Genomic DNA, 20915 nt, shown 5'->3' on the forward strand with positions numbered 1-20915 from the left:
TGCGGATAACTATGACCAATTATTAAGCGTATTTGTAAAGTATTGATAATACTTATTTCACCACCAATAACGGTACGCTTGAATTTCGGAATATACTGGTTGCCACGCTACCCAAAAAGAATTGGCGAATTTTACTGTGACTAAATGCACCGAGTAATATCAGTTGTATCCCATGTTCGCTTTGATATTCAAGTATATTTTCCGAAACATCACCATAACGGTATTCAGTCACCACATCAAGGCCAGCATCACGTAAATACTGTGAAGGCTCATTCAGTATTTCCGGATGATCACCGACATATAGCAGATGGCATTGCAATAATTTTAATAAATCACTTTGCGCTACACGTTTCATCAAATTGACACAGGTCGGTGAATATTCATAGGCAAAAATAAATCGGGTTGGTGGCTTAAACTGTTCTCCAACTGTCATGATTGTACATTTTGCACCACGAATAAAATTTTCGACATTACTGCCGATCGGCTTGTTTCGTTCCGCAGAGCGCTCCCCGACTCGGCCAATAATGGCTATGTCATCTTCTTTAAGCACATGAAAGCTTTGTTCTAAAAAATCGCCTTTTTCTTGCAGATGCGAGGCACTAATCTGATATTTTTGCTGAATCATTTCAGAAATGTGATTTAAAAGATTATTACTGTAATCCAGTGCCAGTTCACTTTGTTTTTGTTCAAGTTCTGCCAGTTCTTTCAGTAACATTGCATTACTTTCAAAACCAATTACCCCACTGATTTCACCCAAATGATAACTGGCTGGGTAATAGTCTAAAACCTGTAATAATACCAATTCACGTTGTGTCTGCTTCGCAACCCATGCCGCAGCTTCAGCAACTGCATTTACACATGGAGAAGAATCAATACAAGCGATTACACGTTTCATTTTCGCCTCGCTTTTCGCCCATACAGGCTGTAAGTCTAATTGTTATTTTTAACTTAGCATATCTCTTTGTCACTGTGCATGCTTTTATGTAATTAAACTTACTCGCTGATTCATATTCATTTTATTGAAATTTTTTAATCCCGATGACGAATAAATATTGCAGGATTGCCCACAACAATAGTTGTCTTTTCAACATTTTTGGTGACCATGCTATTCATGCCGACAATGGCATGAGCATCAATCTTTACACCATCTTTAACTCCAACATGCGCCCCTAACCAGACATCCTGCCCCACTTCGATGCCTTGCGAACGTACCGGTTGCTGGTAAATGGGCTGCTGCAGTTCCATACCATGGTCAAAGGCATACAGATGGCAGTATGCGGCCATACGGACCTGATCATGCAGCTTAATCCCTGCTCTACCACCATCCAGAATACAGTGATGGTTGATTGCGACTTCATTGCCAATTTCTAAAGGCCCATGTAGCGTGCAATCTGCGGCAATGAAAGTATTATCGCCAATGCTAATCTTGCGACCCGGCTCGGCAAAAATATGGGCCAATGGTGAAATAAAACAGTTTTCACCAATCTCGACAGTTTCCATTTCCATTAAATAAGCCTGATATTCCTTTTGCCATTCTTCCGCCCAGCCACGATTTTTCGGTTTTAATGACCAATATAACCAGGGCATATAATTCAAACGATGCTTATGCTGTTCGCGATATTTTAACAACGGGTCTTGCTCAGTCATGTTCAGGCTCTTCTACAATTTTGAGTTGTTCACGGCCACGGCTTACATCCTGAATTTTCAGTGCAAAAGGCTGGATTTGATGGACTTGTAACAGGGCTTCGACCTGCACACCTGTGGCAGTATATTGTTCCTGAAATTCGATGTGTTGCTGGTTCAGCTCGTATTGAAAGATAGCCCATTCATTGAATTGACAGGAAAAACTGACCTTTTTCTTTTCAATCAGTTCGATTTTTTCCGTCAGTAACAAGCACTGCCCTGCACAACCGCCATAGGCGCGCACCAGACCGCCTGTACCCAGTTTAATACCACCATACCAGCGGTTGACCAGAACGATGATATTGGTTAATTCATTGCCTTCAATCGTGGCCAGAATCGGTCTGCCTGCTGTACCTGATGGCTCACCAGCATCATTAAAACGGACATTGTGACCGATTTTCCATGCCCAGCACTGATGTGTCGTGGTGATATCTTTATGGGCCTCTAAAAAGTTTTTTACATCCTGGTCATTTTCGACTGGTGCAGCAATCGCCTGAAAGCGACTTTTTTTAATGTCTTCTTCAAAAGAAACGGATGAGGCAATCGTAAATGGCATAAATCTGGAATAAATAACAATACAGCGGCAGTATAGCCTGTTTTGAACAGCTTGCAGCTACAAAAAAACCTTCTATAAAAGAAGGTTTCTTAAATTTAAAAAATATTTTAAGTTAAATGATACTGTAATTTATAAGATTAGATCATTCTGATTAAACTTTAATTAAACTGTAAAATCTTCACCCAAATAGACTTTACGTACAGTTTCATTTTCCAGTACGTCTTGCGGTGTGCCTTCCGCAATCACTGCACCTTCACTGACAATATATGCATGCTCACAAATCGCTAAAGTTTCACGTACATTATGATCGGTGATCAATACACCAATTCCACGGTCTTTCAGGTTACGAATAATATCCTTGATATCACCGACAGAAATTGGGTCGACCCCGGCAAAAGGTTCATCCAGTAACATAAACTTAGGATCGGCAGCCAAAGCACGGGCAATTTCAGCACGGCGTCGTTCACCACCCGACACACTCATTCCCAATGAATCTTTAATATGGCTGATTTTAAAGTCAGCCAGCAATTCATTTAAACGCTGCTGACGTTGCTGCTTGTTCAAATCCTTACGGGTTTCCAGAATCGCCATGATGTTTTCAGAAATCGTCAGTTTTCTAAAAATAGAAGCTTCTTGTGGTAAATAACCAATACCTTTACGGGCTCGTTCATGCATGGCCAAATCTGAGAGGTCGAGATCATCTAAATGAATCTCACCTTTGTCCATACGAACCAAACCCACCACCATATAGAAACTTGTAGTTTTACCTGCACCATTGGGACCAAGCAAGCCTACAATTTGCCCACTCTGCATCTGGAAAGACACATCCTTGACGACCCATCTTTTACTATAGTTTTTTGCAAGGTGCTTAATACACAACGTTTGAGGCTGGTTGAGTGATTGATCCATTAATCACGTGCTCCCGGGAAAGATTTTGAGCTTGATGGCGGAATAACAATTTGCACACGGCCTGAAGATGAGCCAGTATTGTTTGGTGTACCCGTTGCTTCTACATCACCTTTATTCATGCTGTATTTCAAGGTATTACCTCGAATACTCGCCCCATCTTGCTGTAACCATGCACCGCCAGTCAAAGTGATGATACCGGTTTCGGCATTATATAAAATCTTTTGTGCCTGACCTTTGGCCAAGCCTTTATTGACATCGGTTTTTTGCTGGAAACGTGCAGGACCGCCACTCGCGATAATGGTGCTGATCTGTTTTTGACTGTTCAGATTTGCCACAATTGAATTGGCTTGCAACTTCATGGTGCCCTGTTCAATGATGACATTACCGGTATAAGTGGTCACACCTGTTTTTTCATTATAGGTGGCACGGTCAGCGACCAATGAAATGGGCTGATTCCGGTCAGAAGGAATGGCAAATGCCGCTGCCGACGAGAATACAACCAAACCGACTAAAGCTGCTTGCTTAAGCAAGGTTTTAGACAATGTAAGCTTAAGATTTTGGTTCATATTTTCCTCGAATATTAAAAAATTCGTATTGACCGTCATTTAAATTGGCTTTCAGACCTTGGCTCACGAATTCAGCTTGCGGAGATTGCACAATGACCTGTTTATCTGTTTCAATTTCCCGGGTTTTAGGATATCCGGTTAATTCTTGAGTCCGAAACTGCATTTGGCCTTGTTGCATCAGCTTGGTTGCTACTACATTCCCTGACAAAACCACGCGTTCATTATCATCATAGCTATTTGCAACTTTGGCATAAAAAGTCGCATCTACTGCGCCGTTCTTATACATTGAGGCATTGAGGTTGGTCAGTTTTGCCGTTTCTTTTTGCAGGTCCTGTTCCAGACGATCCACCTGGGCACGGACATGCAAATTACCGTTATCATCGGTTTGAGTCAGGTTAATTTTTTCAGCGGAATAGGTCATGCTTCTGGCTGAGTCAACCTCAAGCTTGTTACCCTTACCGCTGTAATAGTAGTAACCACCACTTATAGCTGCAATGGCTATAGCAGTTACATATAAAACTTTTGTATCCATAAGTGGGGTACTTAACTCAAATTCAATGGATTATTTAATAATTAATGTGGGACAGCGGTATATTTTTCAAGAAGCTCTTCATAAGCTCCTTTGGCCGTTAAAATCATGTCACAGATTTCACGCACCGCACCACGACCACCCATGGCCTGAGTGACCAGATCAGCACGACGTCGAACTTCGACATGACCATTCGGTACCGTCACTTTCATGCCTGCAATAGCAAATGCTGAAAGATCAGGCCAGTCGTCGCCCATATACAAACAATCTTCTGGAGCAACATTTAATTGGGCACAGGCTTCACGTAATGCAACACCTTTATCTTCACGGCCCTGAAAAACCAGATCGACACCAAGATCGGACATGCGCTTTTCCACAATATTACTTTTACGTCCAGTAATAATAATGACTTTCACACCTGCTTTCTGTACAAGTTTCATGCCCAAACCGTCACGAATATCAAAAGACTTGATTTCATCACCGGTATTGGTCAAGGTGACAAAACCATCACTCAGAATGCCGTCGACATCAAGAACCAAGGCTTCAACATGACGCGCCTGTTCCAATAAAATATAAGATGCCATTTATTAATTTACCCCGGCTTGAATCAAGTCATGCATGCTAATCACACCAATGACCTTATTTGCACTATCTACGACAACAAATTGATTGATTTTCTTTTCGTTCATTCGCTCTAAAGCTTCAACCGCACGAGCGTCTTGTGAAATGGTTAAAGGATTTTTAGTCATGACTTCAGCAACAGCCAAGTTCACATCAAAACCCTGCTGCTTATCAATTAGGCGACGTAAATCTCCATCGGTAAAAATACCCAATAGAACGTCATTTTGATCCACAATTGTGGTTAAACCTAGGCGTTTATTTGAAATTTCGTACAGAACCTGATTCATTGGTGTATCTGGAGATACTTTTGGCAATTCTGTGCCTGTATGCATAAGGTGTTTGACATGTAGCAACAAACGTTTGCCCAAAGCACCGGCTGGATGAGACAGGGCAAAATCATCGGCAGTAAAGCCACGTGCATCAAGTAAGGCAACCGCCAAGGCATCGCCTAAAGCCAAAGTTGCAGTGGTACTTGAGGTCGGTGCCAGACCCAGTGGACAGGCTTCCTGGATATTCCCCAAGGTTAAAGCCACATCCGCATTTTGCGGCATCGGGCCTTTGTCATGCCCACTAATGGTGATTAAAGGAATTTCCAAGCGTTTGATTAAGGGCATGAGCATCATAATTTCGTCGCTCTTGCCCGAATTTGAAATAGCGATTAACACATCACCAGGAACCAGCATGCCCAGGTCGCCATGTCCCGCTTCACCTGGGTGCATAAAGAATGATGGCGTACCTGTAGAGGCAAAGGTTGCTGCCATTTTACGGCCAATATGCCCTGACTTTCCCATACCGGTAATGACTAAACGCCCTCGGCACTGCAAAATAATTTCGCAGGCACGACTAAAACGTTCATCAATTTGCGTCGCCAATATTTCTAGCGCTTGTTCTTCTATACGCAAAGTTTCTAATGCGACTTTTTGAAAGTCTATTTGATTTGGCATATTTGGTGGGTTCAAAGTAGGTTTACCTTAACTCTATATAGAGTTGACTCAGTCTAGCAAAAAATAATTTTCGCAATTTTATCATATCTATGCAAATGGCACGTTTTAATATGTATAAGATTTCATGAATTGTGCAGAAATTATGGTTTGTGGATAAAAAGAAATATCCCTATTCTTCTCATTTCACATAAATTGGAATGATTGCTGATTCAATTTTTATCCCCTAATCTTTTTAAGTCATTATTTTAATTTCAGTAGAGTATAGCATTGCCTACCTTTTAATGATTTCACAGAACGATCCTGCTAAAAAAATCCTGCATTTTTTCGTTTTAACTTTATGAAAAAAAATGCTTAGGTTAAGATGAGCCATCTTTTGGTAGAAACAATTTGAAGACCTATGCAACCTTTTGTTCTATATAACTCAGAGCAACGTAAAAAAGTAGAATTCGTACCTCGTAAAGAAGGTCATATCGACATGTATGTCTGCGGTATGACCGTATATGACTACTGTCATATTGGTCATGCTCGAGTTATGGTTGCATTTGACTACATTATCCGTTTCCTGCGCAGTCAGGGCTGGAATGTAAAATACGTACGTAATATCACCGATATTGATGACAAAATCATCAAACGTGCCAATGAAAATGGCGAAAGCATTACTGCATTGACCGATCGTTTTATCAAAGCCATGAACGAAGATGCGGAAAATTTAGGTTGTTTGCATCCAGATGAAGCTCCTCGTGCGACGGATTATATTGACCAGATGCAAAACATGATTGGCAACTTGGTCAATAACGGCACGGCTTATCCATCTGCAAATGGCGATGTTTATTTTGAAGTAGAAAAATTTGCCAAATATGGCCGACTTTCTGGCCGTAAGCTTGAAGATATGCAAGCCGGTGCATCTGAACGCGTTGATGTTGAAGTAGAAAAGAAACATCCCTTTGACTTTGTACTGTGGAAACATGCCAAGGAAAACGAACCTTCTTGGGCTTCGCCTTGGGGCAATGGCCGTCCGGGCTGGCATATTGAATGTTCAGCCATGTCGACCTGCTGCCTAGGCAACCATTTTGATATTCACGGTGGCGGTTCAGATTTAACTTTCCCGCATCATGAAAATGAAATTGCGCAATCGGAAGCCTCAACTGGTGAACAGTATGTCAATTACTGGATGCACGTCGGCTTTATTAATGTTGATGGCGAAAAAATGTCGAAGTCTTTAGGTAACTTCTTCACCATTCGTGATGTAATGGATAAGTTCCATCCTGAAGTGATCCGTTTCTTTATTGTTTCTTCGCATTACCGTAGCCCTGTTAACTTCTCTGACACCGCTTTAAAAGAAGCAAAAAATACCCTTTCCCGTTTCTATCATTCATTTAAAGCTTATCAACAAGCTTATGGTGAAAAAACGGTAGATAGTTTAGATGATGCTTTAGTTGAGCGTTTTAATGCAGCCATGCGTGATGATTTCAATACCGCTGAAGCTATTGCTGTGCTGTTTGAAATTAACAAAGAATTGAACCGTGCCGTGAAAGATGAAAATGCCGAACAGGCTGCAGTGTATTATTCTACTTTACGTCACTTGACCAATATTTTAGGTTTGGCACAGCACAATGTAGATGATTTCTTGAAGTCGGATATTGGTCAGGAAGCATTAGGCTTGTCAGAACAACAGATTGAAGATTTGATTCAGCAACGTAAAGATGCAAAAAAAGCCAAGGAATTTGCTAAAGCCGATGAAATTCGCCAGTCTTTGCTCGATCAAGGTGTAGTTCTGGAAGATACGCGTCAAGGAACAATTTGGCGTCGTGCTGATTAATTAAACATTTGGAAGCATAAAGAGTTGACAGTTTAATTAAACTCTCTATAATTCACTTCCATATTGCGGGAATAGCTCAGTTGGTAGAGCATAACCTTGCCAAGGTTGGGGTCGGGAGTTCGAGTCTCCTTTCCCGCTCCAGAATACGAAAAAGCCCTTATCATTGATAAGGGCTTTTTTTATAACAAGATTTTATCATTGATTTTTTTAGGTAAGTTGAGCCTCCAAGGAAGCTCAACTTAAAAATATAAAAATAGGTTTGATGTTTAGTATTATAAATCAAAAAATAATTTTCAGATTTAATAAATATTTTAGTGAATTCATATGATTAATATTTTGCTGAATTAAGTATAAAAGATACATTTTTATCCTTTTCCCTTCCCTCATTCCAGCTATGTTAATCTTTGAACAGATAATGAATCTTGAAACAAGAGGATAGCATCATGGGTTACCAGCACATCTTAGTTTCTGTGGATGATTCCCCTATCTCTCTCGCTGCAGCTGACCAAGCAATGATGTTGGCTAAAGCCATGGGAAGTAAAGTGACTATAGTCAGTATTGTGGTTATCGATCCTTTAACCAGTGTCAGTTTTTATAAAAATGTACCTGGAGTCACAGATTATTTTATGGAGGCCCAAGCCCATGCTAAAAATATATTGGCTGAGCTAGCTGTCAGATTTTCTGAAGCAGGCATTACAGCAGAAACTAAACTTTTAGCCAAACAATCACCGAGTGAAGGCATTGCTGAACTTGCCGATGAATTAAATGCTGATTTAATTGTAGTCGGCTCGCATGGGCGTACAGGTTTGAAAAAGACTTTTATTGGCAGTATCGCACAAGACATTCTGACGGCAAGTCATGTTCCTGTACTTGTGGTCAAACACACCCATTCATAGTTTTTAATCCTGAATTAACCCACATCATGTGGGTTAATTTATTTATAGTGATTTAACATTTATAAAAATAAAAGCCAGAGTAATATCACCAAAATGACAATACTATTACGACCATAAACCAATACACATCATCATGCTTGAAGCATAAACTTTGCGCACATCTTTTTTATAGATATGCAAAGAGTAAAACATGTCACAACAAGATTATGAAAATGGATTAAAAGTTCGTACTGAAGTTATGGGCGAGACTTTTGTAAAACGTGCACAGGACAATACTGTGGCCTTTACTCAACCGTTACAAGACTGGATTAACGAACATGCCTGGGGTTCAACCTGGCAACGTGAAGGTGTTCTCCCGCGTAAATATCGTTCACTAATCACCATTGCTTTTTTAACTGCCCAAAAAAGCCCAACCGAACTTAAGGGTCATGTACGTGGTGCACTCAATAATGGTGCAACGGTAGAAGAAATTCAGGAAGTGTTATTACACAGCTTGCCATACTGTGGCGCTCCTGCTACCCAGGAAGCCTTTCGTGCTGCACTTGAAGTCATCAATGAATATCAAAAACCTGAATAGGCGTGTTTTAGTTTTTTTGCTTGATTTTTATAGAAATAGCTTAAGTATTTTATGATTCAGCCTGGTTAGACTATTCTGAACTTAGGCTATTTCACTTTTAATGGCCTGAGTCATTTAGACACATCCATCTGAACGTTTTATTGAGGCTGCAATTTCCCTTGACTGAGCTGCAAAGTTTCAGCCTGTAAATATTCCAGTTCTTCTTTATAATGGGTGACATAGATCATCGGCACGTCCAGCTCATCTTTCATCCGTTTTAAAAACGGTAAAATCTGTTGTTTTAACTGGCTATCTAATCCGGTAAGCGGTTCATCCAGCAACAGTAAATTCGGTGAAGATAACAGTGCCCGACCTATCGATACACGCTGAGCTTCGCCACCTGAAAGCTGATGTGCTTTACGATGAATTAAAGGTTTTAATTCTAATAATTCTACAATGTCATCAAACTGGAATTTTCGTTCCGATGCAGCCAGCAATTTTTCTGCATAGCACAAATTCTGTTTTACATTCAGATGCGGAAATAGCAAAGCCTGTTGAAAAATTAAAGCGATTTTGCGTTGATGCATCGGCACCTGAATGTTTTGCCGGGTATCGACCAAAATGTGTTGATTAAACTGAATATAACCCTGAGTAGGCTTTAATAATCCCACAATATTTTTTAACAAAGTGCTTTTGCCACAACCAGAAGCACCGACAATCCCCAAAAGTGACTGCTGCATCTCCAGTTCAATATTCAACAGGCAATTATCTTGTTGATATTGAAATGCACATTTCAACATTTCAAGCTCCCAATTTGCGTTGATATTTTTGCAGAATAAAATAATTGGCAATTAAGGCGCTAAAAGCCAAAATAAGTGATAAAGCCACCAGTCGCATTGCCATATCTTCACCATTGGGTTGTTGCAGCAAGGAATAAATCGTGATTGGAATGGTGCGGGTTTCATCCGGAATATTACCTACAAAAGTAATGGTGGCGCCAAACTCTCCCAGACTGCGGCTAAAACATAAAATGCTGCCAATCACGATGCCAGGAATAGCCAGCGGCAAATTGATACTGAAAAATACTCTCCACGGCGCCGCTCCCAGTGAACCTGCAATCTGTTCCAGTTGCTGGTTCATCAGCTGAAATGAAAGCCGAATCGGTTGCACCATCAGGGGAAATGCCACAATCATCGATGCCAAAACCGCGCCTTTCCAGTTAAAGGCCAACTGTATGCCCAGTGTGTGCAGATATTTTCCAATGATGCCCTGATTGCCAAATAGTACCAGCAGTAAATAGCCCAGCACCACCGGAGGGAGCACCATCGGTAACTGTAAAAATGCTTCAACCAGAAACTTAAGCCGAAATTCATGCCGTGCCAATATCCACGCCAATCCGATAGCAAAAGGCAAGCAAAACAAGGTCGCAAAACTTGCCACTTTGGCTGATAAATAAAGTGCACTGAGTTCTTCCGGACTTAACATCTTTCAGCCATTTCCCCCGTGATCTGCCTAAGATTTCAGGCTAAAACCATATTTTTTAAATACTGCTTTGGCTTGAGCACTTTTTTCCACAAACTGTTCAAACTGCGCTGCCTCTTTATTCTGTTCGCCCTGCTTGGTTAAAGCCAGTGGATACGCAATCGGGCTATGTGAGTTTGCCGAAAAAGTACCGATGATTTTTACTTTCTGGCTGATCAAGGCATCGGTTTTATAGACGATCCCCACCTCACATTCACCTCGCTCAACAAAAGCCAAGGCTGAACGGACATCATCCGTTCCGACAATCCGACCCTTTAAATGATCCAGCCAGTTCAGCTGAATCAGGCTCTGTTTGGCATATTTACCAGCAGGCACAGATTCCATTTGTCCTGTACAAAGATGCCCTTTAAATGCTTGGGCAAACTTAAAATTGGGCTGTGGCTTAAATGCAATGTTTAAATTTTTTGGACTGATGGCCACCAGTTGGTTAAACAATACGGACTTGGCTCTGTTTTGATGAATGATCTGCTTTTTGATCAAATAATTCATCCAGTCCTGATCGGCCGAGAAAAATACATCACTGCTCGCCCCAGCCTGCACCTGTTTGGCCAAAGCTGAGGATGCACCAAATACAGGTACGATTTTAGTTTGAGGATGTTTGGCCTGGTAAATATGGGCAATATCGGTCATGGCATCGCTCAGACTGGCCGCAGCATAAAGTTTCACTGTTCCAGCATGGGTTGCAGAAAATATAGATGCAAAACAAACTGATAAAAACAGAAAATTTTTCATGTGCATTTTCCTCATCAGTGAATAAATAAGCCTTGGACGATATCCCCTTCAGCCAGGCTTTGCCCTGCGGGAATCCGTACCAGACAATTGGCCTGCATTAAATTGCTCAGCATATGCGATTGCTGTTTGGACAGACTTTTTACTTTTAAAATCGACTGATCAAAACTGGCGGACATTCTTAAAAAACGTTCTCTGCTGTCCATTTTTAAATCATGGGTGAGTACTGCACTAAACCAGTTTGGCTGCTGCTTTTGTCCCTGTAAGGCATTTAATAAAGTTGCAGTATAAATTTGCATGCCCACATAGACTGCTGCGGGATTGCCCGGTAGCCCCAATAAATAGCAACTTGTTCGGGCATCTCGAGTTAATTCTGCAAAGAACATCGGCTTGCCCGGTTTCTGTTTCACTTTCCAGAACAGCTGTTCAAAGCCTAAATCCAGTGCTACCGGCCGAATAAAATCATAATCACCTACCGATACACCGCCGGTAGTTAAAATCAGGTCATGACTTGCCGATAATTCCTGAATGAGTGCCTGAACCGCATCTTCCGTATCTGCCACATGGAATATTTCGACCTGTTGTCCTGCATTTTGAAACCAGGCTTCAATCAAAGGCCCATTGGCATCGAAAATTTTTCCTGCTGTAAAGTCAGCTACACTTTCTGCGACCTCATCTCCAGTAATGACTACCACAACTTTAGGATATCCAAAGACTTCAACACTTTGAATGCCGGCCATGCTTAGGGATGCAATGGCACCTACAGAAAGTAACTGCCCCCTGTTGGCCAGCAGTTGCCCGATAGAAATTTCTTCACCCACATCACGAATGTCGGCATTGGCATTTAGATTTTCCATTATTTGAATTCTGGATGAATCGATGAGCTTGACAATTTCCTGGCGCGCCACCGTGGTGGTTCCAAACGGAATTTTGGCACCAGTAAAAATCCGCACCGCCTGCCCGGCTTGGAGTTGCAGCTCATCCTGTTGTCCGGCCCGAATTTCACCGATCAGTTTAAATTCGCTACGCGGCTCAATTGCAGATTGGGCACACAGCGCATAGCCATCTACGGCACTTTGCGAAAATAAGGGCAGATTGATGGCAGCATACACATCTTGCGCTAAATAACGGTTTAGCGCTCGATTTACGCCAAGACTTTCCGTGGCGAGGCTCTGGGTCTTCTGCAAAATTAAATTCAAGGCCTGATCTACCGTAATCAGACCAGGCTCTGCTCCGCACCCAGACATTAGGCTATTCATTGATAGCCACCTTGATGTGGAATATTTTTTTGCACATCAAATAAATGCACCAATGCAGGCAGCACTGCAATTAAAGATTCTTTGGCACCTTGGCGACTCCCCGGCAAGGTCATCACCAGACTGTTATCAATATAACCCGCCACACCGCGACTTAAGGCCGCATAAGGTGTACGTTTTTGGCCAAAACTACGTGAAGCTTCCATCAGTCCGGGAATTTCACGTTTTAATAAAGGCTGAATGGTTTCGACAGTTAAGTCTTTCGGCCCCAGCCCTGTACCACCCACGGTTAGAATCAGCGGATAGTCATTTTTTTGCTGTTCGATCAGTGCCAGCAACTGTTCAGGGCTATCCGGAATCACCTGATAGGCAATCTGGCTAAAATTGGCTTCCTGTAAAATTTCCAGTACATTTTTCCCTGCCGTATCCGGTTTTTTGCCTGCGGCCACGGTATCGGACAACACAATGATAGACGCAGGCAAAGCTTCTTTTAAAGCACGGGTAAAATGGGACTTGCCGCCTTTTTTCTTTTGCAATTTAACATGATCCAGACATAGGTCTTCAGGCTCACAATGCGGTTTAAGCATGTCATAGAGGGTTAACCCAGCCAGGCTGACTGCGGTTAATGCTTCCATTTCTACACCCGTTGGACCAATGGTTTCTACGGTAGCTATGATTTCGACATGCGCATCAAACAGCTCATATTCAACGTCAGCACGGTAAATTGGTAATGGATGACATAGCGGAATCAGTTCATCGGTACGTTTGGCCGCTAAAATTCCCGCAATACGTGCAGTTTTCAGTGCATCGCCTTTTTCAGTATTGCCATTACGTAACAACTCAATGCAATGTGGTGGGGCATGCAGAATCCCAGTGGCTACTGCAGTACGATAACTCTCTGCTTTCATCCCGACATTTTTCATTGCATATTTCCTGAATTCATTTTTACTTTAAATATTGCTGTTGACTGACATCTACCCTGGTTCAATAAGTAGATTAATCTGCTTTTAATGATGACAATGTGCATGATCACCGCGTGCAGGTTGTTTATCTGCATATTGTTTATCTGCATGATGATGTGCATGCCCCTGTTCCGCTGTATCTTTACGGATACAGCAACCTTCTACATATTGACTGCTGCCATCCATGTAAAATTCCTCTTTCCACACCGGAACTTCATGCTTGACTCGTTCAACGGCTTCTTCACAGGCAGCAAAGGCTTCGCGGCGATGTGCCGCATAGGCAATGGCAATAATGGCCTTTTCACCAATATCCAAAGCGCCAATCCGGTGAATCACCCGCACATAAGACACTGCATATTTGGCTTGAATCTCCTGCTCGATCTGACGGATCATTTTTTCCCCGACAGGGGCATAAGCGGTATATTTCAGCGCTTTAACCGCTTTACCTTCATGGTGATTACGCACGGTGCCGATGAACACCCCAATACCACCGCATTCAGGAAACTGCTCAATCTGATCAAAGCTGTCTAAAGTTAAGGCGGTATCCTGAATTCTGGAAAATGCTTTGAGTTGTTCCATTTCAGCCTCCCGCCACTGGAGACAACAGCACGAGGGTACTGTCTGCATTCAGCTGAGTTTGACGGGGAATGATGTCCTCACCGATGGCACAGGCACAGCGTTCAATCATGGCAAAAGCTGCCGGATAATCCTGTCCGACTTGCACCAAAACCTCAGCAACAGTGCTTTGAGCACTGCACCACAGGGCTAAATTTTCGGGTAACTGTCGTTCTACCGCACCGAAGGCTTCAATTTGAATTTTGATCTGTGACATTTTAACCTCCAAGCATGTGCATACTAATTTTGCGGCTGCTTTTATCCATACTTTGATTTTTTAAACGTTGCTCTATGGCGTGAAAGCCTTGCTCTTTATGCCAGATATAGTTGAATAATGCGCTATGCAAGCTCACCTCACTCAAGGATTCAGATGCAGCCAGTGCTTTAATTTCAGTTTTTAGCTGCAAACCTTGCGGTGCAAACAGGCAGTTATAAAACTCGCCTTGTGCAGTTAAACGCAGCCGATCGCAGCTGCCACAAAATGAGTTAGTGATGGTGGATATGATTCCGAGCGGATGACCATCAATAAAATACTGTCGTGCTGGTTCCGAAGCTGATTGCACTGAATCATTTGTCCTTTGGGTTAAAGTAAATTCAGTACCGAGATGATTTAAAATTTGCTGTTCACTGACCACATGTGCAGTCGACCATTTACGCTCACCGTCCAGTGGCATAAATTCAATAAAACGGAGCTGGATATTTTCCTCAACTGACCAGCGTGCCAACGGCAAAATCTGATTATCATTGATGCCGTTCATCAATACGCTATTGATCTTGATGGGCAAACCGGTCTCTTGTGCTGCACGAATTCCGTCAAGTACGGGGCTTAAATCTTTTTGGGTCAGCTGTTTAAATTGATCAGCATCCAGACTATCCAGACTGATGTTTAAATCATCCAGTCCAGCCTGTTTTAAAGCCTGTGCATATTGTTTGAGATAATGACCATTGCTGGTCATGGAGATGCGTTTCAGTCCCAAGGGTTTCAGGTTTTGCAATTGTGCCACAAAATGCACCACCCCTTGACGCATTAACGGTTCGCCACCGGTAATGCGAATCGCTTCTATGCCACGACGCACCATAAAAGCACAAAAATGATAAAGCTCTTCAAAACTGAGCAAGTCCTGTTTTTTCATCCATTCAGGATGTTCCGGCATGCAATAGACACACTTAAAATTACAGCGATCGGTCACTGAAATTCGCAATTTACGCTTGCTTCGACCAAACTGATCGACAAATCGCGCATCGGTTTCAAGTTCTGTCATCATATTCATGTTGAACATCCATCTTTAGGCATCTTGTTGTAATTGCACAGATGTTGTGCGCAAGATTTAAAGTGCCCAATCTTGTTATTGTTAGAATTGCAATAAGTGTTCCAAGTTTGTGCCCAAAGGCAAAAGATTCTGTTTTAATGCAGAAATTTAAGTTGTTGATGCTGCTGTAGCTCATCCAGTGAATTAATGCTGTGAAAAAATAGGGCACGATTTTTGAAACTTGCCACCTGAGCGTGCAAGTCGGCAAAACAGTGTTTTAGACTGCGCTGTTTTTGTTCGAGATGATTGATAAAGGTAGGTAGACTACTGCGTTTAAGCAGACAAAATGGATACAGGGCCGTACCATTAATTTCCACATAGGCCACCTCTGCCAGACTGTTTTTCGCCAAAACCTGATGCAACTTGAGTAGAACTCGTGAAGGGATATAGGTCACATCGCAAGGGACAAATAGCACATAGTCGGCCTGTACATGTGCCCAAGCGCTTTTCATGCCCATCAGTGGACCTAAAAAGCCGCTTTCATCATCCTGATAGCAATGAATGCTGGGAATAATTTTCTGGTAAATCGAATCATCCCGGTGGCTGTTAATCCAGACGTGCGCTACATCGGATTTTAACTGTTGATGGATTTTGATCAGTTGAATCTGGTCATCAAATTTCTGCAACAGCTTATTGATGCCATTCATGCGCCGTGCCTGCCCCCCGGCTAAAATCACCAGATCGGTGCTTGGATAAACAGCATTTTTTAATGTTTTTCTCATTCTACCGCCTCCATTTGACAAGCCTTGATCAGGCCACGAATTTCAGGCAAACATGAACCGCAGTTACCGCCCGCTTTTAAGCATGCAGTAACCTGTTTTTCATCGGTGATATTTTTGGTTTTGATGGTATCAATAATTCGGTTTTTACCGACTTTAAAACAGCTACAGACCAGTGGACCTTCATTGTTGGCCATCGACATTGGCTGTCCTGCCAGTAAGGCTTTACGGTGCATTGCACTTAAACGTTCACGCTTAAACAGGCTTGCGACCCAGTCGCGGTCTGGCAATAAAGCCTTCGGTGCAATATACAGGCTGGCAATCAAGTGCCCATCCTTCAACACCACACTGTGACTGATATGCGCAGTTTGATCTTCAATGTTCAACCATTCAAAACTTTCATCCTGAAACGGTAGCAGCTCTTTTAACTGTTCAGTGGTCTGGGTAAATTTTTTACGGTCTGCCAGTTCATAACGCACGGCTTTGGCGGTGGTGATTTTGGTCCACCACACGGTGTTTTGAATGGAAGATTGCACGACCTTTTCAAAGCCCTGACGCACATAAAATACGCCTTGCCACTGGCTATAAAAGGGATGGATGATCACCGGGGTATGCTTAAATTCAGGTTCACCGGAAATGACATCCACCACTGGATTGACGACCTTGCCAATCCGTGCATCCGATGCGACCTGATCATTCCAGTGAATGGGTGCAAACACCTGTCCACGGCGAATGTTGTCACTAACCGTGGCACGAAGTACACAATTGCCCCACTTCGATTTAACTTCCACCAACTCGCCATCTTTCACCCCATATTTCAAAGCATCATGCGGATGAATTTCACAATACGGCTCGGCGCGGTGGCTACCTAAATTGGCAGATAAACCGGTACGGCTCATGGTGTGCCACTGGTCACGAATTCGACCGGTATTCAAAACCAGTGGAAACTCATTACAGGTTTGATGTACCGGATTCACTGCAGAGATGGCAATAAATTTGGCTTTTCCATCAGCATGACTAAACTGACCTTGAGGATAAAGTCGAGCTACGAAACCATCTGCCTGATCTTTAGTCCAGACAGGCCATTGCACCGGTTTTAAAGCCTCATATTCACTTGTAGTTAAATCCGTTAAACCATTTAAATTGAAATAGCGGAAATATGGCGTTATATCGCGCTGGCTTAAATCTGCATTTTGATGTGCGGATAAACGGGCATGTTCCAGGAAAATGTCATGGCTATTGTTAAAATCAAAACCGCTAAAGCCCATGCGTTTTGCGACCTGACTGATCGCCCACCAGTCGGCTTTTGCCTCTAGCGGTGCATCTAGAAATGCACGCTGTCTGGAAATACGGCGTTCAGAATTGGTAACAGTGCCGTCCTTTTCGCCCCAGCCTAAAGCCGGTAACAGCACATCGGCGTATTGCGTGGTGTCGGTGTCCTGGCAAATGTCGGACACCACCACAAATTCACACTTATCTAAGGCACGTTTGACCTGATCAGCATCGGGTAAGCTCACCACCGGATTGGTGGCCATAATCCAGATGGCTTTAATCTTGCCACTTTCAACTGCATGAAATAAATCGACCGCCTTAAAACCTGCCTGCTTGGCAATATAAGGACTTTGCCAAAAGTCTTGCACCAGTTGTTGATGGCTTACATTTTCCAGTTCTAGATGTGCCGCCAACATATTTGCCAAACCACCAACTTCACGACCACCCATGGCATTCGGTTGACCCGTCATAGAAAAAGGTGCTGCACCGAGTTTGCCAATTTTCCCAGTGAATAAATGACAATTGGTAATGCTGTTGGCTTTATTCACTCCTTGCGAAGACTGATTCACCCCCATAGAAAACAGGGTCATCACTTTTTCAGTTTGGGCAAATTTTTCATAAAAAACTTGCAGTTTTTCCAATGAAATACCGGTACGTACCGCGACATCTTCAATGGACGATTCAGTTTGGCTATGTGCCAAAGCTTGCTCTAAACCTTGGGTATGTGCAGCAATAAAATCTGGATCAGCATGACCATTTTGCGCTAAATATTGTAATAAGCCGTTAAACAATGCGACATCTTGTCCGGGTAAAATCGGCAAATGTAAGTCTGCTGCTTCACAGGTACTGGTAAAGCGCGGATCAATCACCACCACAAACAGATCACGCTGTTCTTTGACTTGCATAATGCGTTGATACAGCACCGGATGACACCATGCCGTATTTGAACCAACCAGCACCACCATGTCGGTATGTTCAAAATCTGCATAACTGGCCGGAACAATATCTTCACCGAAAGCACGTTTGTGTGCCGCAACTGCGGAAGACATGCACAGCCGTGAATTGGTATCGATATTGGCCGTGCCCAAATAACCTTTAACGAATTTATTCACCACATAATAGTCTTCAGTCAGCAATTGTCCTGATACATAAAAGGCAATACTGTCACGGCCATATTGATCGATACATTGTTGAAATTTATTGGCAATACTTGAAATAGCCGTGTCCCAGTTGCTAGCCTGACGTTCTGTGTGTCGCCCCATCATCGGTTCAAGCACACGGGTTTCCAGCCCCAAGGTATCCGCCAGATTACTGCCTTTAATGCACAGCTTGCCGTAGTTGGAAGGATGATGAATATCTCCCTCAACCGTGACTTTTTGACCAAATGGCGTTTGGGTGACATGTGCAGTCACACCACAACCTACCCCGCAATAGGGACAGGTGGTATTGGTGATTTTGGTATTTTTTTCTGTGGAGCTATGCAGTTCCATAACGGGAATACTATTCATGGATGCTCCTTTTTATTGAATAAATTCACTTGAATAATTTCTTCTATTTTCCAAGCTATCTAAATCTTTAGAGTTCACGTAAGCATGTATTCTGTCGAGGTGGCATGGATGCCACCGTTTCCCATCCCTTGCACTGCTTTTCAAAGCAGTGCTTAAAAAACAGCTCAGGACGTAATGTATGGGAAACAAAGATTTTTGTTACTTTTGATCTTTCAAAAGTAAGATCATGCCTGCGCAATTACTCTTTAGGTATTAATGCAAAGTGTGGCTGTGCAAATATTTAAAATTGAACGAATACCACTCATGTGATTAGCCTGCTTTCTTTAATGCAAAATCTTTACCAAAGAGCAATTTATTACGAATATTACTGATTGGCGTTTGATCAGAAATCAGTTCTGCATACCAGGCACCATCTTCAGTATCACCAAACAGCACTGCACCAATGACTTTATCTTTTTGAATAATTATGCGTTTATAGATCTGACGTTTTTCATCATTCAAGATAATGTCTTCATAATCATCCTGCGGTTCAAAGTTTCCTGCTGAAAATACATCACAGCCACTGACCTTGAGTTGTGTCGGAACTGTCGGAGCTTTAAAAGTTAAGCTGCCGTGTTCAGCCAGATGTGAGGCACAAATAAAGGCTTGACCCCAAAGTGGTTCAACTAGACCGAAGGTTTGATTACGGTGCTCAATACATTCACCCACCGCATAAATACTCGGGTCAAAAGTTTGCATGGTGTCATTCACAATCACGCCACGGTTACAGCGTAAGCCTGCACTTTGCGCCAATGCCATATTCGGACGGATCCCGACAGCAAAGACCACCAGATCAGCATCCAGCACCGTGCCATCTTTCAGTTGGATTTGCTTCACATGACCCTCTTCGCCAATCAGTTGTTCGGTATTGGCTTGAGTAATGATGTTGATGCCCTTGGCTTCAATACTTTGCCTTAACAAGCTGCTTGCACGGCTATCCAGTTGACGTTCCATGATGCGGTCCATCAAATGTAAAACCGTCACATTCATGCCACGTTGTTTCAGACCATACGCTGCTTCAAGCCCAAGCAGACCGCCACCAATCACCACGGCATTCTGTTTAGACTTGCAGTAATCCAGCATGGTGTTGACATCATAGATATCACGGAAACTGAGCACACCTTTTAAGTCACTACCCGGAATTGGCGGAATAAAGGGCTTGGAGCCTGTCGCCAGGATCAAACGGTCATAATCCACCACCACGCCTTTTTCGGTATAGACCTGTTTACGTGGACGGTCGATTTTCACCGCAGCATCACCAGCAATAAAGCGAATACCCTTCTCTGCATACCAGGCATGCGGATGCAGCATAATGTCATCAATGGTTTTATCACCTGACAGGACTGGCGAGAGCATGATGCGGTTATAGTTGCCCCAAGGTTCTTCACCAATCACGGTCACTTCATAACGCTCAGGCGCCATATCAAGTAAATCTTCCAGACAACGCATACCTGCCAGACCATTGCCTACCAGCACCAGTTTCATCTTTTCCTGAGCAGTGCCATTGTTGGTGATATAGGTTTTTTGCGGCGTTGGATGAACCCAGACTTTGCCTTGTTCAATTTTGCTTGGAAATACCAGCAGCTTTTGGTCTTTATCTTCCAGACAACGCCCAGTGGCCAGACTGAAATGCTGTTTATAGATTGGAGAGGCAACCACACGCTCACCTTGTAAATCCCCCACAATCCCGCGTGACATCACAAAGGCTTGGCTGAACGGATCCTGGTTACTTAAGGCATAAACACGCTTTTCATTGCCGACACGGAACAGCGCAATTTGTTGATCGTTGATCAATGCACCCACCCCGGTATTGGGCGTGATGTCATCCAGACTGCAAACTTCGACCCATTCCAGCTCATTCATTTCTTTTAAAATTGTCATCTT

General features: G+C 42.8%; 22 protein-coding genes and 1 tRNA gene. 4 read left to right on the top strand and 19 right to left on the bottom strand.

Translation table 11 applies throughout. The annotated features are described in order from the left end of the window. Nucleotides 1-52: 52 nt before the first annotated feature. The 8 genes from LZZ98_RS02500 to LZZ98_RS02535 all read right to left on the bottom strand — a co-directional run bounded on the left by LZZ98_RS02500 (nucleotide 53) and on the right by LZZ98_RS02535 (nucleotide 5808). Complete coding sequence (locus LZZ98_RS02500) at nucleotides 53-895, bottom strand: universal stress protein (protein WP_086174340.1); 843 nt, start codon at nucleotides 893-895, stop codon at nucleotides 53-55. Nucleotides 896-1029: 134 nt separating this feature from the next. Continuing rightward, nucleotides 1030-1647 carry an acyltransferase gene (locus tag LZZ98_RS02505; RefSeq protein WP_237786504.1) on the bottom strand — a complete coding sequence of 206 codons (618 nt, stop codon included), beginning with the start codon at nucleotides 1645-1647 and terminating at the stop codon, nucleotides 1030-1032. Then, nucleotides 1640-2239, bottom strand: coding sequence for an IMPACT family protein (locus LZZ98_RS02510; RefSeq protein WP_237786505.1), 600 nt, complete (start codon nucleotides 2237-2239; stop codon nucleotides 1640-1642). Before LZZ98_RS02510 ends, LZZ98_RS02505 begins: the two co-directional genes overlap by 8 nt. A 162-nt stretch (nucleotides 2240-2401) precedes the next feature. Then, nucleotides 2402-3148 (bottom strand): LPS export ABC transporter ATP-binding protein, encoded by a 747-nt coding sequence (lptB, locus tag LZZ98_RS02515; protein ID WP_086174343.1) that lies wholly within the window; start codon nucleotides 3146-3148, stop codon nucleotides 2402-2404. Continuing rightward, nucleotides 3148-3714 carry a lipopolysaccharide transport periplasmic protein LptA gene (gene lptA / locus LZZ98_RS02520; protein ID WP_237786506.1) on the bottom strand — a complete coding sequence of 189 codons (567 nt, stop codon included), beginning with the start codon at nucleotides 3712-3714 and terminating at the stop codon, nucleotides 3148-3150. Before lptA ends, lptB begins: the two co-directional genes overlap by 1 nt. Continuing rightward, nucleotides 3698-4246 carry an LPS export ABC transporter periplasmic protein LptC gene (gene lptC, locus LZZ98_RS02525; RefSeq protein WP_237786507.1) on the bottom strand — a complete coding sequence of 183 codons (549 nt, stop codon included), beginning with the start codon at nucleotides 4244-4246 and terminating at the stop codon, nucleotides 3698-3700. The genes lptA and lptC overlap by 17 nt, the downstream gene beginning before the upstream one ends. A 41-nt stretch (nucleotides 4247-4287) precedes the next feature. After that, nucleotides 4288-4827: a KdsC family phosphatase gene (locus LZZ98_RS02530; RefSeq protein WP_086174346.1), complete on the bottom strand. Its 540-nt coding sequence runs from the start codon at nucleotides 4825-4827 to the stop codon at nucleotides 4288-4290. Nucleotides 4828-4830: 3 nt separating this feature from the next. Next, nucleotides 4831-5808, bottom strand: a complete 978-nt coding sequence (locus tag LZZ98_RS02535; protein WP_237786508.1) for a KpsF/GutQ family sugar-phosphate isomerase — start codon at nucleotides 5806-5808, stop codon at nucleotides 4831-4833. 397 nt (nucleotides 5809-6205) lie between these two features. Here LZZ98_RS02535 and cysS point away from each other — a divergent pair, with 397 nt between their 5' ends. The 4 genes from cysS to LZZ98_RS02555 all read left to right on the top strand — a co-directional run bounded on the left by cysS (nucleotide 6206) and on the right by LZZ98_RS02555 (nucleotide 9100). Beyond that, the gene (gene cysS / locus LZZ98_RS02540) at nucleotides 6206-7627 is read left to right on the top strand and encodes a cysteine--tRNA ligase (protein WP_237786509.1); all 1422 of its coding nucleotides are present in this window, start codon (nucleotides 6206-6208) and stop codon (nucleotides 7625-7627) included. A gap of 65 nt (nucleotides 7628-7692) precedes the next feature. Next, nucleotides 7693-7768 (top strand) — tRNA-Gly (locus tag LZZ98_RS02545). Nucleotides 7769-8070: 302 nt separating this feature from the next. Further along, nucleotides 8071-8523: a universal stress protein gene (locus LZZ98_RS02550; protein WP_237786510.1), complete on the top strand. Its 453-nt coding sequence runs from the start codon at nucleotides 8071-8073 to the stop codon at nucleotides 8521-8523. Nucleotides 8524-8713: 190 nt separating this feature from the next. Next, entirely contained in the window at nucleotides 8714-9100 is a 387-nt protein-coding gene (locus LZZ98_RS02555; RefSeq protein ID WP_237786511.1) for a carboxymuconolactone decarboxylase family protein, read from the top strand. Nucleotides 9101-9237: 137 nt separating this feature from the next. On the opposite strand, the gene LZZ98_RS02560 is transcribed toward LZZ98_RS02555, so the two are convergent. The 11 genes from LZZ98_RS02560 to nirD all read right to left on the bottom strand — a co-directional run bounded on the left by LZZ98_RS02560 (nucleotide 9238) and on the right by nirD (nucleotide 20912). Continuing rightward, nucleotides 9238-9879 (bottom strand): ATP-binding cassette domain-containing protein, encoded by a 642-nt coding sequence (locus LZZ98_RS02560; RefSeq protein WP_237786512.1) that lies wholly within the window; start codon nucleotides 9877-9879, stop codon nucleotides 9238-9240. A gap of 1 nt (nucleotide 9880) precedes the next feature. After that, nucleotides 9881-10564 carry a molybdate ABC transporter permease subunit gene (gene modB, locus LZZ98_RS02565; RefSeq protein WP_237786513.1) on the bottom strand — a complete coding sequence of 228 codons (684 nt, stop codon included), beginning with the start codon at nucleotides 10562-10564 and terminating at the stop codon, nucleotides 9881-9883. 27 nt (nucleotides 10565-10591) lie between these two features. After that, a complete protein-coding gene (gene modA / locus LZZ98_RS02570) occupies nucleotides 10592-11353 on the bottom strand; it encodes a molybdate ABC transporter substrate-binding protein (protein ID WP_237786514.1) in 762 nt (253 codons plus the stop codon). A 14-nt stretch (nucleotides 11354-11367) separates the two neighbouring features. Further along, a complete protein-coding gene (locus tag LZZ98_RS02575; RefSeq protein WP_237786515.1) occupies nucleotides 11368-12609 on the bottom strand; it encodes a molybdopterin molybdotransferase MoeA in 1242 nt (413 codons plus the stop codon). Beyond that, a complete protein-coding gene (gene moaCB, locus LZZ98_RS02580; protein WP_237786516.1) occupies nucleotides 12606-13529 on the bottom strand; it encodes a bifunctional molybdenum cofactor biosynthesis protein MoaC/MoaB in 924 nt (307 codons plus the stop codon). The genes LZZ98_RS02575 and moaCB overlap by 4 nt, the downstream gene beginning before the upstream one ends. Nucleotides 13530-13613: 84 nt before the next feature. Next, complete coding sequence (locus LZZ98_RS02585; protein WP_237786517.1) at nucleotides 13614-14147, bottom strand: molybdenum cofactor biosynthesis protein MoaE; 534 nt, start codon at nucleotides 14145-14147, stop codon at nucleotides 13614-13616. A 1-nt stretch (nucleotide 14148) separates the two neighbouring features. Continuing rightward, complete coding sequence (locus LZZ98_RS02590) at nucleotides 14149-14400, bottom strand: MoaD/ThiS family protein (protein WP_237786518.1); 252 nt, start codon at nucleotides 14398-14400, stop codon at nucleotides 14149-14151. A gap of 1 nt (nucleotide 14401) precedes the next feature. Further along, nucleotides 14402-15454, bottom strand: a complete 1053-nt coding sequence (moaA, locus tag LZZ98_RS02595; protein WP_237786519.1) for a GTP 3',8-cyclase MoaA — start codon at nucleotides 15452-15454, stop codon at nucleotides 14402-14404. 134 nt (nucleotides 15455-15588) lie between these two features. Continuing rightward, complete coding sequence (gene mobA, locus LZZ98_RS02600) at nucleotides 15589-16215, bottom strand: molybdenum cofactor guanylyltransferase (RefSeq protein WP_086174359.1); 627 nt, start codon at nucleotides 16213-16215, stop codon at nucleotides 15589-15591. Next, nucleotides 16212-18992, bottom strand: a complete 2781-nt coding sequence (locus LZZ98_RS02605; RefSeq protein ID WP_237786520.1) for a nitrate reductase — start codon at nucleotides 18990-18992, stop codon at nucleotides 16212-16214. The genes mobA and LZZ98_RS02605 overlap by 4 nt, the downstream gene beginning before the upstream one ends. A gap of 309 nt (nucleotides 18993-19301) precedes the next feature. Beyond that, nucleotides 19302-20912: a nitrite reductase small subunit NirD gene (gene nirD, locus LZZ98_RS02610; RefSeq protein ID WP_237786521.1), complete on the bottom strand. Its 1611-nt coding sequence runs from the start codon at nucleotides 20910-20912 to the stop codon at nucleotides 19302-19304. Nucleotides 20913-20915: the final 3 nt, after the last annotated feature.

The organism is Acinetobacter sp. SM34 (genome assembly GCF_022012365.1).
Taxonomy (GTDB): Bacteria; Pseudomonadota; Gammaproteobacteria; order Pseudomonadales; family Moraxellaceae; genus Acinetobacter.

Bases quoted from the DNA above. Each gene is read 5' to 3' on its own strand.
- LZZ98_RS02500 (WP_086174340.1), bottom strand. From the start codon at position 895: ATGAAACGTGTAATCGCTTGTATTGATTCTTCTCCATGTGTAAATGCA.
- LZZ98_RS02505 (WP_237786504.1), bottom strand. From the start codon at position 1,647: ATGACTGAGCAAGACCCGTTGTTAAAATATCGCGAACAGCATAAGCAT.
- LZZ98_RS02510 (WP_237786505.1), bottom strand. From the start codon at position 2,239: ATGCCATTTACGATTGCCTCATCCGTTTCTTTTGAAGAAGACATTAAA.
- lptB (WP_086174343.1), bottom strand. From the start codon at position 3,148: ATGGATCAATCACTCAACCAGCCTCAAACGTTGTGTATTAAGCACCTT.
- lptA (WP_237786506.1), bottom strand. From the start codon at position 3,714: ATGAACCAAAATCTTAAGCTTACATTGTCTAAAACCTTGCTTAAGCAA.
- lptC (WP_237786507.1), bottom strand. From the start codon at position 4,246: ATGGATACAAAAGTTTTATATGTAACTGCTATAGCCATTGCAGCTATA.
- LZZ98_RS02530 (WP_086174346.1), bottom strand. From the start codon at position 4,827: ATGGCATCTTATATTTTATTGGAACAGGCGCGTCATGTTGAAGCCTTG.
- LZZ98_RS02535 (WP_237786508.1), bottom strand. From the start codon at position 5,808: ATGCCAAATCAAATAGACTTTCAAAAAGTCGCATTAGAAACTTTGCGT.
- cysS (WP_237786509.1), top strand. From the start codon at position 6,206: ATGCAACCTTTTGTTCTATATAACTCAGAGCAACGTAAAAAAGTAGAA.
- LZZ98_RS02550 (WP_237786510.1), top strand. From the start codon at position 8,071: ATGGGTTACCAGCACATCTTAGTTTCTGTGGATGATTCCCCTATCTCT.
- LZZ98_RS02555 (WP_237786511.1), top strand. From the start codon at position 8,714: ATGTCACAACAAGATTATGAAAATGGATTAAAAGTTCGTACTGAAGTT.
- LZZ98_RS02560 (WP_237786512.1), bottom strand. From the start codon at position 9,879: ATGTTGAAATGTGCATTTCAATATCAACAAGATAATTGCCTGTTGAAT.
- modB (WP_237786513.1), bottom strand. From the start codon at position 10,564: ATGTTAAGTCCGGAAGAACTCAGTGCACTTTATTTATCAGCCAAAGTG.
- modA (WP_237786514.1), bottom strand. From the start codon at position 11,353: ATGAAAAATTTTCTGTTTTTATCAGTTTGTTTTGCATCTATATTTTCT.
- LZZ98_RS02575 (WP_237786515.1), bottom strand. From the start codon at position 12,609: ATGAATAGCCTAATGTCTGGGTGCGGAGCAGAGCCTGGTCTGATTACG.
- moaCB (WP_237786516.1), bottom strand. From the start codon at position 13,529: ATGAAAAATGTCGGGATGAAAGCAGAGAGTTATCGTACTGCAGTAGCC.
- LZZ98_RS02585 (WP_237786517.1), bottom strand. From the start codon at position 14,147: ATGGAACAACTCAAAGCATTTTCCAGAATTCAGGATACCGCCTTAACT.
- LZZ98_RS02590 (WP_237786518.1), bottom strand. From the start codon at position 14,400: ATGTCACAGATCAAAATTCAAATTGAAGCCTTCGGTGCGGTAGAACGA.
- moaA (WP_237786519.1), bottom strand. From the start codon at position 15,454: ATGAATATGATGACAGAACTTGAAACCGATGCGCGATTTGTCGATCAG.
- mobA (WP_086174359.1), bottom strand. From the start codon at position 16,215: ATGAGAAAAACATTAAAAAATGCTGTTTATCCAAGCACCGATCTGGTG.
- LZZ98_RS02605 (WP_237786520.1), bottom strand. From the start codon at position 18,992: ATGAATAGTATTCCCGTTATGGAACTGCATAGCTCCACAGAAAAAAAT.
- nirD (WP_237786521.1), bottom strand. From the start codon at position 20,912: ATGACAATTTTAAAAGAAATGAATGAGCTGGAATGGGTCGAAGTTTGC.